This window comes from Streptomyces sp. NPDC104367 (assembly GCF_055583825.1).
This window is the reverse complement of the sequence record NZ_JBVJND010000023.1, coordinates 69239-82253: the sequence shown is the minus strand read 5'-3', so window position 1 is coordinate 82253 and position 13015 is coordinate 69239. Positions and strand designations below refer to the sequence as shown.

Here is a 13015-nt window from a genome sequence, read left to right as displayed (position 1 = left end):
GCACGTCCTTCGAACGTCGAAGCTTCCGGTACGGCAGTGGCCGCCGGGGCCCGAAAGGTTGCCGCCGGAGCGGAAGAGGTTGCCGCCGGGCCCGGTTCAGTCCCGGCCCAGCACCACGGTCCCCGACGAGCAGAACCAGCCGCCCGTCCCCGAGGCCACCCCGAGCCGTGGCGGCCCGCCGTCCGGCCCGCGCCGCAGCTGCCGGTCGCCGGCCTCGCCGCGCAGCTGCCGTACCGCCTCGACCAGGAGGAACAGGCCGCGCATGCCCGGGTGCTGGGCGGACAGGCCGCCGCCGTCCGTGTTCACCGGCAGGTCCCCGCCCGCGACCCGCAGCCGGCCCTTCTCCACGAACGCCCCGCCCTCGCCCTTGGCGCAGAAGCCGAGGTCCTCCAGGGTGACGAGGGTCATGTAGGTGAAGGCGTCGTAGATCTGCGCGAAGTCCATCTCGGCGGGCCGCACGCCCGCCCGTCCGAAGGCCAGACGGCCGCTGACCGCCGCCGGGGAGACGGTGAAGTCCGCCCACTCGGACATCGTGGCGTGCGAGACGCACTCGCCGGTGCCCAGCACCCACACCGGGGCCGTCCGGCAGTCGCGGACGTACTCCTCGGCGGCCAGCAGCACCGCCGCGCCGCCGTCGGAGCGGATGCAGCAGTGCAGCTTGGTGAAGGGGTCGGCGATCATCGGGCCGGACAGCACCTCGTCGACCGTGACCGGGGTGCGGAACATCGCCTCCGGGTTGAGCGCCGCGTTCGCCCGGGCCTGGACCGCGACCTCCGCCAACTGCTCGACGGTCGTGCCGTGTTCGATCATGTGGCGGCGGGCGGCCATCGCGTACTTGGCGATGAGCGTGTGGCCGTAGGGCACCTCGAACTGGAGCGGGCCCCGGGAGCCGAAGGACAGGTTGCCCGTCCGCCGCCCGGCCCGGACGTCCGCGCGGGCCGTCGAGCCGTACACCAGCAGGACCGCGTTCGCGTGGCCCGCGGCGATCGCGTCCGCCGCGTGCGCGGCCATCACCTCCCAGGTGGAGCCGCCGACCGAGGTGGAGTCGACCCAGGTGGGGCGCAGGCCCAGGTACTCGGCCACCTCCACCGGCGCCAGGGTGCCCAGCCCGGCCGACGCGAAGCCGTCCACCAGCTCCCGGCCGAGGCCCGCGTCCGCCAGCGCGCGGCGGGCCGCCTGGGCGTGCAGGGCGTACGGCGTGGCCTCGTCCACCCGGCCGCAGTCGGAGAGGGCGACACCGACCACGGCGACCTTGCGGGGTCCAGTCATGAATCTGACGGTACATCAGATCCGCTGGACTCCGCCCCTGTGCATCTGCATCCGGCGGCCCTAGCATGACGGGCCGTCAGATCGTCAGGAGGTCCGGCCATGGACACCCGCTTCACCGACGAGCAGGACGAGATCCGGCGCGCCCTGCGGGAACTGCTCCACAAGCGCTGCGGCACCGAGGGCGTACGGGCCGCCGTCGGCCGGGCGGAGGGCCACGACCCCGGCCTGTGGACCGCCCTCAGCGGACAACTCGGTCTGCCGGGACTCGCGTTGCCCGAGAGGTACGGCGGAGTCGGCTGCTCCGTCACGGAAGTCGCACTGGCCGCCGAGGAGTTGGGGCGGGCCCTGGCGCCCTCGCCGTTCCTGGCCACCGCCGTGCTCGCCGCACCGCTGATCCTCGCCCTCGGCACCGCACCCCAGTGCGCCGAACTGCTGCCGAGGATCGCCGGGGGCACCCTCACCGCCGCCCTCGCCGTCCCCGGCCCGCTCCTCGGGACCGCCCTCGCCCTCACCGGACCCGGCGGCGGCGACTGGGCCGGCGGCGGCCGGGCCGGGGGCGTGCAGGCCCGGCGGTCGGGGGACGGCTGGCGGCTGTACGGGGAGGCCGACCAGGTGCTGGACGGGCACAGCGCCGGGCTGCTCGTCGTCCCCGCGCACGCCGGGGGGTACGCCCGCTCGCGCGTCCTGCTCTTCCTCGTGGCGGGCGACGCGGCCGGGGTCGTACGGACGCGGCGGACCGCCCTCGACCCGACCCGCGGCCAGGCCCGGGTCCAGCTGCGGGACGTGCCGGCGGAACTCCTCGGGTCCGCGGACGCCGACATCCACCCCGCCCTCGCCGCCGTCGGGGACGCGGCCGCCGCCGTGCTCGCGGGCGAGGCCGTGGGCGCCGCCGACCGGGCGCTGGAGCGGACCGTGGAGTACGTGAAGCAGCGCGAGCAGTTCGGCCGGGCGATCGGCTCCTTCCAGGCCGTCAAGCACCGGCTGGCCGATGTGTACGTGACGGTACGGGCCGCCCGCTCGGCGGCCTACTACGCGGCCTGGGCCACCGCGCAGGAAGCGGGGGAACCGCGGGAGGCGCGGGAAGCGCGGGAGGCGGAGGAAATGCAGGGGGTTCGGGAGGCGAGGGGGGCGGCGGAAGTGCGGGAAGCGCGGGCAGCGGAGGGAATGCAGGGGGTTCGGGAAACGCGGGAGGCAAGGGGGGTGGCGGAAGTGCGAGGGGTGCGGGAAGCGGGGGAGGTGCGGAGGGCGGAGGAAACGCGGGGGGCGGAGGAGGCGCAGGGGGCACAGGGGGTCCGGAAAGCGCCGGGTGCGGGAGGTGCGGCTCGGGGCGACTCCTCGCGAGGGCAGTGGCGGGCGGCGGCCGGGCGGGTGGGGGGACTGGCCCTCGCGCAGGCCTTGGAGGCGTTGCGGACCGCGGCCGGGGAAGGCATCCAGCTGCACGGCGGGATCGGGTTCACCTGGGAGCACGAGGCGCAGCTGTACTTCAAGCGGGCCGCCGGGGACGAGCTGCTGTTCGGGCCCGTGCACCGGCTGCGCGACCACGCGGCCGGCCGGGCGGGGCTGTTCGACGGGGCGGGGGTGGCGATGTGATCGGGGAGCGGCTGGTGCAGCGGGTCTCCGCCACCCGCGGGTTCGCGAAGGTGGCCCCGCACGTGATCCCGGCCCTGGACCGGGCCGTGCACCGGATCAGCCGGGGGAAGGTGCTGCTCAGCGCGCAGATGCTGCCGGGGGTGATCCTCACCGCCACCGGGGCGCGCAGCGGCCGGGCCCGCCGGACGCCGCTCGCGTGCATGCCGGAGGGCGACGGCTGGCTGCTGGTCGGCTCCAACTTCGGGCGGACCGGCCACCCGGCCTGGACCCACAACCTCCTCGCGCACCCGGACGCCGAGATCAGCTGGAAGGGGCGGGACGTGCCGGTCACCGCCCGGCTGCTGGCGGGGGAGGAGCGGGCGGCGGCCTGGCGGTCGCTGCTGGCGTTCTGGCCGCCGTACGCGGCCTACCAGGAGCGGGTGGAGCGCGAGATCAGGGTCTTCCGGCTCAGCCGCAGAACACCGTCGTAACGTTCGGCCGCGGAGCACCGTCGTAGCGCGCAGCCGCGGAGCACTGTCGTAGCGCTCGGCCGCCGAGCACCGATGTAGCGCTCGGCCGCAGAACACCGTCGTGGTGCTCGGCGGCGGCATGTCCTCGCGGCGTTCCACGGGCTCACAGCGCGTGCTGGGCCAGCAGCAGTGCGCCGATGCCGAGCATCGCCGCTCCCGAGGTGCGGGTGACCGCCCTGGCCGCCCTCGGGCGGGCGGACAGGAGGCGGCGGGCGAGGACGCCGACGGTGAGGTAGACGGCGGTGCAGCAGGCCATGTGCAGCGCGCCGAGGACCGCCGTCTGGAGGGCTATCGGCGGATGGCCGCCCCGGGTGACCAGGAACTGGGGGAGCACGGAGAGGTAGAGCAGCAGCGCCTTGGGGTTGAGGCCGCTGATCGCCGCGCCCCGCAGGAAGCCCTCCGGCGCCGCCTCCGCCTCCCGCGGCACCGCCGGACGGCGCAGCACGTTCCAGCCCAGCCGGATCAGATAGCCGGCCCCGGCCGCCGTCAGCACGGTGAGCAGCGCGGGCGACCTCGCCACCAGCACCGCGAGCCCCGCGACCGCGAGCGCGGTGTGCAGGGCGTAGCCCGCCATCAGCCCCGCCACGGCCCGCGCCACCGAGCGGCCGCGCACCCCGGCGGCGATGACGTACGCCCAGTCGGCGCCCGGTACGCACACCAGGAGCAGGTCGACGGCGAGGAAGGAGAGCAGGGGTCCGGTGTCCATGGAAGGGACATTAGGCGCGTATGACTCGAAAGTGTTGTCGAAATTTGCCCGTGACCAGGCCATTCGGGGGAGAATCTTCCCCATGGACGACGTGGACCGGAAGATTCTTGCCGAGCTCCAGCAGGACGGCCGGCTGACGGTGACCGAGCTGGCCGGGCGGGTACGGCTGAGCGTCTCGCCCTGTCACCGCCGGCTGCGCGAGCTGGAGCGGTCGGGGGCGATCAGCGGGTACCGGGCGGTGGTGGACCCGGCCGCGGTGGGACTGAGCTTCGAGGCGCTGGTCTTCGTGTCGATGCGGCAGGAGGACCGGGACACGGTCGCCGACTTCGAGCGGGCGCTCGCCGAGATCCCCCATGTGCTGGACGCCCAGCGGCTGTTCGGGGAGCCCGACTACCTGCTGCGGGTGGCCACCGCCGACCTCGCCGCCTTCCAGCGGCTGTACGACGAACGGCTCGCGACCCTGCCGGGCGTGCAGCGCCTCACCTCGACGCTGGTGATGAAGCACGTGGTACGGGACCGCCCGCTGCCCGCATAGGGGAACAGGCGGCGGCCCACCTCGTGTGAACCGCCGCCTGCCAGACAGGACCCAAGGGCACGTGCTACTTCGTCGGTTTCTTCCCGGTCACGCCCAGGTGCACCAACAGCGCAAGGTTCGGCTTGAGTTCGGCCTGCTTCACACCCCAGGTCTGGAAACCCCGCTGGTGCGCGGCGACGGCCGCGAGCATGGCGACCAGTGAACCGGCCACTGCCGCCGGATTCACGTCCTTGTCGACCTTGCCCTTGGCCTGCAACTCCGCGATGGAGTCGCTCAGGGAGTTGTTCACCGAGTTCAGGATCTTCATGCGGATCTTGTAGAACCGTTTGTCCCCCTCGGCGGCCCCCAGGTCGACCACGCGCAGGATCGCGTCGTTCCTGCGCCAGAACTCCAGGAAACCGTCGACGAGTTCCTGCGCGGTCGTCCAGCCGGCCTTGCCGACCCAGGAGCGTCCCGCGAGCAGTTCCGTCAACTGGCCGCCCTCGGTGGCCATGTGCTCGGCGATCTCCAGGACGGCGCCCTCGACGTCCGGGAAGTACTGGTAGAAGGTCGCGGGCGAAGTCCCCGCTTTCCGGGCGACATCGATGACCTTGACGTCCCGGTAAGGGGAGGAGCTGAGCATCTCGCTGAGGCAGTCGAGCAGCTTCTGCCGGGTCGCCTGCCCACGCCGGCCGGCCACGCGGCCGTCGACGGTACGCACTTGTCCTGTCATGCCGTCAGCTTACCGAGGGGTGATCGGAGCGCGATTCGGCCGACTGCAAATGGGGTGCGCGGGTGTATGGGGAGCGCTGCCCCAGGTGGTGCGGCTGGTCTGCGCGGTGCGGGCGGTGCGGTTACTTTGACGACATGGCCGAAAACAGGGCATCCGAATACACAGAGGGCGTCCCGTGCTGGGTGGACGTACAGCTGCCCGACGTCGAGGCGGGCAAGCGGTTCTACGGTGCGCTCTTCGGGTGGACCTTCGAGGACTCCGGCGGCGGCTCCGTGTGGGCCCGTCTGGACGGCGCCGAGGTCGCCAGGCTGGCGCGGAAGCGCGACGGCCGGATGCCCACCGTCTGGACGGTGTACTTCGCCACCCCCGACGCCCGGGACCTGACCCGGCGCGTCCTCGCGGCCGGCGGACAGCTGGTGAGCGACCCCGCGCCCGTCCGCGACCTCGGCACCGCGGCCCTCGTCGCCGACCCGCAGGGCGCCGTCTTCGGCCTCTGGCAGGCCGCGGCCCACCCCGGTTTCGCCGTCCGGCACGCCCCCGGCACCTTCGCCTGGGCGCAGCTCTACACCAGCGACACCGAGGCGGCCAACACCTTCTACGCCCACCTCTTCCACGAGGCCCTGTTCGGCGCGGGCGCCGACCCGGACTTCGGCCGCGCCCCGGTCACCGAGGTGTTCGCGGCCGGCATGCCCGCGCAGTTCGTCGTCCACTTCCGGACCGGGGACGTGGAGGCCGCCGTCGGGGCCGTGCTGCGGCTCGGCGGCCGGGTCCAGGCACCGCCTTTCGAGACGTCGTACGGAAAAGTCGCCGTCGTGACCGACAATCAAGGGGCGTCCTTCGCGCTGCTGCAACGCTGAGGAGCGCCGAGGGCCGTGAAAAGGCGGCTCCCGGCGGCTTTCGGCGGGTGAATGTCTCACTTTGTCATGAGGCATCCCGATTGGTCACCGGGTTCGCAACCTGTGCCCGGGCCAGGAAGAATCGGGGTGCGTGCCGCCACGGCGGTGCGAGTGGTGAGACGCTGCACGGGGTCGCGTACATATGTGGGTGGACGGGGCCCGTACGGGGAGGTGGCAGGCAAGTGGTGGATCAGCTGACGCAGCACGATCCGCGGCGGATCGGGCCGTTCGAGGTGCTGGGACGGCTGGGGGCCGGCGGCATGGGGCTGGTCTATCTCGCGCGCTCGGCGTCGGGCCGGCGCGTGGCGATCAAGACGGTCCGGACCGAACTCGCCGAGGACCAGCTGTTCCGGGTCCGCTTCACCCGTGAGGTGGAGGCGGCCAGGGCGGTCTCCGGCTTCTACACGGCGGCCGTCGTCGACGCCGACCCGCGCGCCGCCGTGCCGTGGCTCGCGACCGCGTACGTGCCCGCGCCGTCCCTCGAGGAGATAGTGAACGACTGCGGGCCGCTGCCGGCCCAGGCCGTGCGCTGGCTCGCCGCGGGCGTCGCCGAGGCGCTCCAGTCGATCCACGGCGCCGGGCTGGTGCACCGGGACCTGAAACCGTCCAACGTCCTCGTCGTCGAGGACGGCCCCCGGGTCATCGACTTCGGTATCGCGTCCGGCGTTTCGAACACGCGTTTGACGATGACGAACGTCGCCGTCGGCACGCCCGCCTACATGTCGCCGGAGCAGGCGAAGGACTCCCGCTCCGTGACCGGCGCGAGCGACGTCTTCTCGCTCGGCTCCATGCTGGTCTTCGCCGCCACCGGCCACCCGCCCTTCCACGGCGCCAACCCGGTCGAGACCGTCTTCATGCTGCTCCGCGAGGGCCCCGACCTCGAAGGCCTCCCGGACGAGCTGCGCCCGCTCATCGAGTCCTGCATGCAGATGGAGGCCACCTCCCGCCCCAACCCGGCCGACCTCCAGGCCCAGCTGGCCCCCCACCTCTTCGGCTCCGGCTCCGACGACAGCGGTACGGCGTCGGCCTGGCTGCCCGAGAAGGCGGTCGGGCTGATCGAGTCCCGCCGCGGCGGGAGGCCGGCCGTGAAGCCCTCCGCCGGCCCGTCCGGCGGACGCGGCGCCCGTCCGGCGGTCCCGCCGCCGCCCTCGTACGACCCCGCCGTCCCGGCCCCGGTCCCCGTCGGCGCCCCCGGCCCCGACACCGGCCCGGTGCGGCTGGCCGGCGCCCAGGTGCCCATCGGGCCCGGCCCGCGGGTCTCCGACACCCGCGCCGCCGCCGTCAAGGCCCCGCCGCCGGAGGCCGGACTGGTCGCCAGCTGGTCCCGACCGCACCCCGGCGTCAACGGCGCCGACCCCGGTGTACCGCCCGTGCCCGCCCAGCTGCCGGAGACCACGGCCGGCTGGCGCCCCTGGCGGTTCCGCATGTCGAACGACGTCTGGGGCACCCCGGCCGTCGACGGCGACCTCGTCTACGTCACCTCCTTCGAGGTGCACGCCCTCGACGTCGCCACCGGCCGCCGCCGCTTCAAGACGAGGGACGTCGCCTGGTCCATGGCGGTCGCGGACGGCCGGGTGCACGCCTCCGACGGCCCGACCCTGTTCGCCCTGGAGGCCCGCCAGGGCGGCGACCTGTGGCGGCTGTCCACGGATGCCTGGGTGTACGCGCTCAAGGCCGACCGCGGCACGCTCGTCACCGGCACCCGGGGCGGCGGGGCCCAGGCCTGGGAGGCCTCCAACGGGCAGAAGCTCTGGGAGATCAGCGGCTGCCAGACCGACTTCGAGTCCCCCGAGGCCGGGCCCTCCGTCCACGACGGCACGGTCTTCGTCTGGCAGGACGCCCGGCTGCGCGCGCTGGACGCCCGCACCGGTGACGAACGCTGGTCCTACCCCATCGGCGACGCGGCCTCCTGCGGCGGCGTCCCGGTCCGCCTCACCCACGCCCCCGACGGCTTCGTGTACGCCTGTGCGGGCACCCGCGTCATCGCCCTGGACAGCGCGACGGGGCGTGTGCGCTGGCACTTCGAGGCGCCGGCGGTGTTCCTCTCCCCGCCGGCGTTCGTGCCGGGGCCGGCCGTCGCGGGCGGCGGCATCTACCTCGCCGACTACCTCGGCACGGTCTACGCCCTCGACGCCACCGACGGCCGCGACCGCTGGCGCATCGCGACCGAGGCCCGGGCGTCGATCGAGCCGGTGCTGGTCGCCGCGGGCCACGTCCACGTGGGCAGCGGCAAGGGCCTGTACACCCTGGACGCGGTCACCGGGACACCCAAGTGGCGGTTCCAGGCGGGCGGCGACGTGGTGGGCGCGCCGGCGGTCGCCGAGGGCCGTATCCACTTCGGCTCCACCGACCACCTGCTGTACACGCTGAAGGCCGACGACGGCCGGCTGCGGTGGAAGCTGGCGACGGGCGGGGAGATCACCGGGTCGCCGGTGGTCAAGGACGGGGTCGTGTACGCGTGCAGCAAGGACCGCTGCGTGTACGCGCTCGACGCGGAGAAGGGCACGGGGACGGCGCGCACGCCGTGAGCGCCGGCAGGGGGTGCCCTGTCGGGTCACGGCGGCCGCCCGGTGGGGGTTGCCCGCGCAGTTCCCCGCGCCCCTGAGGGTGCGCGGAACTGCGCGACCGGCCACAGCGCACTCGCGGCCTAAACCCGACAGGGCCCCCGTCGGCGCTCAGCGGACCCGCGGGGCCGTGCGGGGGCGGTCGGCGAAGAGCTCGGTCTGCCGGTCCGTCGGCAGGTTGCCCAGGGTGATCAGGTGCGGGGCCTGGGCGAAGCCGCGCTCCCGGGCCGCCTCCTTCGCCGCCCACAGGGCCCGCACGCTCCCCTGGACGCCCTCGGTCGGATGACCGGCGATGACGGTCGCGCACCGTACCGCCGCCTCCAACGCCTGCCCGGCCGCGGTCACTTCGGAGACCAGCCCCACCTCGTACGCCCGGCGCACGCCCAGCCGCTCGGCGTTGCCCATCAGCACCATGCGGGCCACCTCGCCGTAGGGCATCCGCTGGGCCAGCAGCACGGACTCGTACGCGCTGACCATGCCGTAGGACGTGTGCGGGTCGAAGAAGGTCGCGGTCTCGTCGGCGACGACGAAGTCCGCCTCGCCCAGGAGGTAGAAGGCGCCCCCACAGGCCATCCCGGCGACGGCGGCGATCACCGGCTTCCACAGGTCGTTCGACTTCGGCCCGATCGCGATCAGCGGATCGTCCTGGCTGTACGGCGAGGACGGCTGCGGCACGACGGCGTCCCGGTCGAGGCCGGTGCTGAAGGCGCGCCCCCCGGACCCGGTGAGGACCACCGCGCGTACCGTGTCGTCGAAGCGCAACGACCTCCAGGTGGCGGCCAGTTCGGCGGCGAGCGGAAGGTCGACCGCGTTGAGCCTGGCCGGGCGGTCGAGGGTGACGACGGCGACCCCGGTCTCCTTGTCGGTGCTCAGGCCGAGGCTCACGGCCGTTCCAGGACCCACTGCGGACGGCCGTCGGCGAAGACGGCCTGGACGCGGGCGCCGATCCGGACCCGGTCCGGCGCGAGGGAGCCGAGCGCGGCCCCGGGCTCGCTGACCACGTTGCCCACCATCCGCACCCGGGGCGCGTCGTCGAGTTCCACGACGACCACGTTGTACGGGGCCTGGGCGGCGTACTCGGGCAGCAGCGGCGGGTGCGGGACGACGTACGACCAGACGCGGCCGCGCCCGCTGGTGGGCCGCCACTCGGTCGCGAAGGACTGGCAGTGCGGGCAGCAGGGGCGGGGCGGGAAGCGGGGTTCGTGGCAGTCGGCGCAGGCCTGGACGCGGAGTTCGCCGCGTGCCGCGTACTCCCAGAAGGGGGCGCCGTGGGGGTCGATGACCGGTTCCAGCATCTCAGCTCCTGTTGGTGAGGAGGAGGGCGGAGGTCGGGACGCCCTCGCCGGCGGTGACCAGGCAGCTGGCGGCGCCCGGGACCTGGGCGGTACTGGTGCCGCGCAGCTGCTTGACGCCCTCGGTGATGAGGTTGAAGCCGTGCACGTAGGCCTCGGAGAGCCCGCCGCCCCCGGTGTTGACGGGCAGCCGGCCGCCGATCTCCAGGGCCCCCTGCTCGGTGAACGCCCCGCCCTCCCCGCGTCCGCAGAAGCCGTAGCCCTCCAGGGAGAGCGGGATCAGGGCGGTGAAGGCGTCGTAGATCTGGGCGACGTCGACGTCCTGGGGGGTGAGGTCGGCGTGCTTCCACAGGTGCCGGGCGGCGGTCCAGGCGGGGCCGGTGAGGGGGTCGTCGTTCCAGTAGTTGACCATGCCGTGGTGCTGGGCGGGCAGGCCCTGGGCGGCGGAGTGGATGTAGACGGGGGCCTTGGCGCAGTCCCGCGCCCGCTCCCGGCCGACCACCACGCAGGCCAGCGCGCCGTCCGTCTCCAGGCAGTTGTCGAAGAGGCACAGCGGCTCGCTGATCCACCGGGAGGTCATGTACATCTCGCGGGTGAGCGGGCGTTCGTACATCACGGCGGCGGGGTTCTGGTTGGCGCGGTTGCGGCAGGCGAGGGCGACGTTGAAGAGGTGGTCGCGGGTGGCGCCGTACTCGTGCATGTAGCGGCGGGTGAGCATGGCGATCTCGTCGGCGGGGCGGAGCAGGCCGAAGGGCCGGGTCCACTGGGCGGGCGTCGGGAGCTGGACGGCGGTGTTGGTCCAGGGCCGGGGGCCGCTGCCGCGCTTGCGGGACCGCCACGCGACCCCCACCGTGGCCTGCCCGGCGGCTATCGCGCCGGCCAGGTGCGCGACGGTGGCGCAGGAGCCGCCGCCTCCGTAGCCGACCTTGCTGAAGAAGGTCAGGTCCCCGAAGCCGACCGCCTTCGCCAGCTCCACCTCGTCGGTCTCCTCCATGGTGAAGGAGGCGAGGGCGTCGACCTCGCCGGGGGCGATCCCGGCGTCGTCGAGGGCGGCGAGGACGGCCCGGCAGGCGAGGGTCCGTTCGTCCTCGCCGAGCCGTTTGGCGAAGGCTGTCTGTCCGATCCCGACGATGGCGGTGGCGTCCTGAATGCCTCTGAGACCGGCCATGTGCCCGCACCTCCACGGCTTACCCGGCTTGCTGACAGGCCGTCAGGCTACAGCTAATCTGACGGTCAGTCAGCTATGCGTCCGGGGAGGTCTGTTGTGCGCGGAGACATGGAGTGGGGGACCGTTCCGGGGCTGGTGCGGTCGGCGGCGGCACGGTACGCGGACGCCGAGGCGGTGGTGGACGGCCGCACCCGGATCACGTACGCGGAGCTGGGCGCCCGGGTGGAGCGGGCGGCGGCCGCCTGTCTCGCCGCCGGGGTGGAGACGGGCGACCGGGTGGGGATCTGGGCGCCCAACTCCCTGGACTGGATCGTCGCGGCGCTCGGCGCGGTGTCGGCGGGCGGGGTGCTGGTCCCGCTCAACACCCGCTTCAAGGGCGCCGAGGCGGCGGACGTGCTGCGCCGGAGCGGGGCGCGGCTGCTGTTCGTGACCGGCACCTTCCTCGGCACGTCCTACGTCGCCTCGCTGCGACGGGCCGCGGGGGAGGCGGCCGCAGAGCCGGCGGGGGAGGCGGCCGGGGGGACGGACGGCGAGACCGGCGGGCCCCTGCCGGGGCTGCCCGCGCTGCGGGACGCGGTGGTGCTGTCGGAGGACGCGCCGGCGGGCTTCCGTACCTGGAAGGACTTCCTGGCGGCCGGGGAGGGGGTGGGCGCCGCCGAGGTACGGGCGCGGGCGGGCCGGCTGGACGGCGGCTGCCTGTCCGACATCGTCTTCACGTCCGGTACGACGGGCCGCCCCAAGGGCGCGATGATCACCCACGCGCAGACCCTGCGGGCGTACGAGGTCTGGGCGGACCTGGCGGGCCTGCGCACGGACGACCGCTATCTGATCGTCAACCCCTTCTTCCACACCTTCGGCTACAAGGCCGGGGTGATCGCCTGCCTGATGCGCGGGGCGACGATGATCCCGCAGCCGGTGTTCGACGTGGAGACGGTGATGGCGAACGTGGCGGCGGAACGGGTGTCCGTGCTCCCCGGCCCGCCGACCCTCCACCAGTCGCTCCTGGACCACCCGGCCCGCGCCGCCCACGACCTCTCCGCGCTGCGCCTGGTGGTGACCGGCGCGGCCGTCGTCCCGCTCCGGCTGGTGGAACGGCTGCGCGGCGAACTCGGCGTGGAGACCGTCCTGACCGCGTACGGCCTCTCGGAGGCCAGCGGCATCGTGACCATGTGCCGCCGGGGCGACGACCCGACGGTGATCGCGTCGACCTCCGGCCGGGCGATCCCGGGGACCGAGGTGCGGGTGGACGGGGCCGGGGAGGTGCTGGTCCGCGGCTTCAACGTGATGCGCGGCTACTACGAGGACCCCGCCGCCACCGCCGAGACCCTGACCCCGGACGGCTGGCTGCGCACGGGCGACGTCGGTGTCCTGGACGACGCCGGGAACCTCCGCATCACCGACCGCCTCAAGGACATGTTCATCGTCGGCGGCTTCAACGCCTACCCGGCCGAGATAGAGCAGCTCCTCGGCCTGCACCCGGACGTGGCCGACGCGGCGGTCGTCGGTGTGCCCGACGCCCGGCTGGGCGAGGTCGGCAAGGCCTTCGTGGTCCGCCGCCCGCACTCGACGCTCACCGCCGACGACCTCATCGCCTGGTCCCGCCGCGAGATGGCCAACTACAAGGTGCCGCGCCTGGTCGAGTTCCTGACCGAACTCCCCAGGAACGCCGGCGGCAAGGTGCTCAAGGGCGAACTGCGGGGCCGCTGAACCGGGTTCGGGCGGTACGGCCCCGGACACACCTCGGCCGCGGCGGCTCCCCCTCCGCGCCGCCGCG

Annotated in this window: 12 protein-coding genes; 6 read left to right on the top strand and 6 right to left on the bottom strand. The window is 74.0% G+C overall.

Annotation, left to right across the window (positions count from 1 at the left end; genetic code table 11):
* Positions 1–96: 96 nt before the first annotated feature.
* Positions 97–1269 (bottom strand): thiolase C-terminal domain-containing protein, encoded by a 1173-nt coding sequence (locus tag ACZ619_RS30350; protein WP_469605528.1) that lies wholly within the window; start codon positions 1267–1269, stop codon positions 97–99.
* Positions 1270–1368: 99 nt separating this feature from the next.
* Between ACZ619_RS30350 and ACZ619_RS30345 the strand changes: the two genes are divergently transcribed.
* Together ACZ619_RS30345 and ACZ619_RS30340 are read left to right on the top strand one after the other, a co-directional pair.
* The gene (locus ACZ619_RS30345) at positions 1369–2859 is read left to right on the top strand and encodes an acyl-CoA dehydrogenase family protein (RefSeq protein ID WP_469605526.1); all 1491 of its coding nucleotides are present in this window, start codon (positions 1369–1371) and stop codon (positions 2857–2859) included.
* The gene (locus tag ACZ619_RS30340; protein ID WP_469605523.1) at positions 2856–3329 is read left to right on the top strand and encodes a nitroreductase family deazaflavin-dependent oxidoreductase; all 474 of its coding nucleotides are present in this window, start codon (positions 2856–2858) and stop codon (positions 3327–3329) included. Before ACZ619_RS30345 ends, ACZ619_RS30340 begins: the two co-directional genes overlap by 4 nt.
* Positions 3330–3471: 142 nt before the next feature.
* On the opposite strand, the gene ACZ619_RS30335 is transcribed toward ACZ619_RS30340, so the two are convergent.
* Entirely contained in the window at positions 3472–4074 is a 603-nt protein-coding gene (locus tag ACZ619_RS30335) for a LysE family translocator (RefSeq protein WP_469605521.1), read from the bottom strand.
* A gap of 82 nt (positions 4075–4156) precedes the next feature.
* On the opposite strand from ACZ619_RS30335, the gene ACZ619_RS30330 reads away from it, so the two are divergent.
* A complete protein-coding gene (locus ACZ619_RS30330) occupies positions 4157–4609 on the top strand; it encodes an Lrp/AsnC family transcriptional regulator (RefSeq protein WP_089101958.1) in 453 nt (150 codons plus the stop codon).
* 64 nt (positions 4610–4673) lie between these two features.
* Here the strand turns inward: ACZ619_RS30330 and ACZ619_RS30325 are convergent, their stop codons facing one another.
* On the bottom strand, positions 4674–5321 hold the full coding sequence (locus ACZ619_RS30325; RefSeq protein ID WP_469605518.1) for a TetR family transcriptional regulator: 648 nt from the start codon (positions 5319–5321) through the stop codon (positions 4674–4676).
* Positions 5322–5455: 134 nt separating this feature from the next.
* Between ACZ619_RS30325 and kbpA the strand changes: the two genes are divergently transcribed.
* Together kbpA and ACZ619_RS30315 are read left to right on the top strand one after the other, a co-directional pair.
* A complete protein-coding gene (kbpA, locus tag ACZ619_RS30320) occupies positions 5456–6178 on the top strand; it encodes an AfsK-binding protein KbpA (RefSeq protein WP_469605516.1) in 723 nt (240 codons plus the stop codon).
* Between the two features lie 221 nt (positions 6179–6399).
* Entirely contained in the window at positions 6400–8745 is a 2346-nt protein-coding gene (locus ACZ619_RS30315) for an outer membrane protein assembly factor BamB family protein (protein WP_469605513.1), read from the top strand.
* 147 nt (positions 8746–8892) lie between these two features.
* On the opposite strand, the gene ACZ619_RS30310 is transcribed toward ACZ619_RS30315, so the two are convergent.
* Genes ACZ619_RS30310 through ACZ619_RS30300 form a run of 3 tightly spaced genes read right to left on the bottom strand, consistent with a single transcriptional unit; the run spans position 8893 to position 11241 of the window.
* Complete coding sequence (locus tag ACZ619_RS30310) at positions 8893–9666, bottom strand: enoyl-CoA hydratase/isomerase family protein (RefSeq protein ID WP_469605510.1); 774 nt, start codon at positions 9664–9666, stop codon at positions 8893–8895.
* Positions 9663–10076: a Zn-ribbon domain-containing OB-fold protein gene (locus ACZ619_RS30305; protein ID WP_469605507.1), complete on the bottom strand. Its 414-nt coding sequence runs from the start codon at positions 10074–10076 to the stop codon at positions 9663–9665. Before ACZ619_RS30305 ends, ACZ619_RS30310 begins: the two co-directional genes overlap by 4 nt.
* Before the next feature lies 1 nt (position 10077).
* Positions 10078–11241 (bottom strand): lipid-transfer protein, encoded by a 1164-nt coding sequence (locus ACZ619_RS30300; RefSeq protein WP_469605505.1) that lies wholly within the window; start codon positions 11239–11241, stop codon positions 10078–10080.
* A 108-nt stretch (positions 11242–11349) separates the two neighbouring features.
* Here ACZ619_RS30300 and ACZ619_RS30295 point away from each other — a divergent pair, with 108 nt between their 5' ends.
* Complete coding sequence (locus ACZ619_RS30295) at positions 11350–12948, top strand: FadD3 family acyl-CoA ligase (RefSeq protein WP_469605504.1); 1599 nt, start codon at positions 11350–11352, stop codon at positions 12946–12948.
* Positions 12949–13015: the final 67 nt, after the last annotated feature.

Coding starts and splice junctions, on each gene's coding strand:
- ACZ619_RS30350 (WP_469605528.1), bottom strand. CDS start 1,269: ATGACTGGACCCCGCAAGGTCGCCGTGGTCGGTGTCGCCCTCTCCGAC.
- ACZ619_RS30345 (WP_469605526.1), top strand. CDS start 1,369: ATGGACACCCGCTTCACCGACGAGCAGGACGAGATCCGGCGCGCCCTG.
- ACZ619_RS30335 (WP_469605521.1), bottom strand. CDS start 4,074: ATGGACACCGGACCCCTGCTCTCCTTCCTCGCCGTCGACCTGCTCCTG.
- ACZ619_RS30330 (WP_089101958.1), top strand. CDS start 4,157: ATGGACGACGTGGACCGGAAGATTCTTGCCGAGCTCCAGCAGGACGGC.
- ACZ619_RS30325 (WP_469605518.1), bottom strand. CDS start 5,321: ATGACAGGACAAGTGCGTACCGTCGACGGCCGCGTGGCCGGCCGGCGT.
- kbpA (WP_469605516.1), top strand. CDS start 5,456: ATGGCCGAAAACAGGGCATCCGAATACACAGAGGGCGTCCCGTGCTGG.
- ACZ619_RS30305 (WP_469605507.1), bottom strand. CDS start 10,076: ATGCTGGAACCGGTCATCGACCCCCACGGCGCCCCCTTCTGGGAGTAC.
- ACZ619_RS30300 (WP_469605505.1), bottom strand. CDS start 11,241: ATGGCCGGTCTCAGAGGCATTCAGGACGCCACCGCCATCGTCGGGATC.
- ACZ619_RS30295 (WP_469605504.1), top strand. CDS start 11,350: ATGGAGTGGGGGACCGTTCCGGGGCTGGTGCGGTCGGCGGCGGCACGG.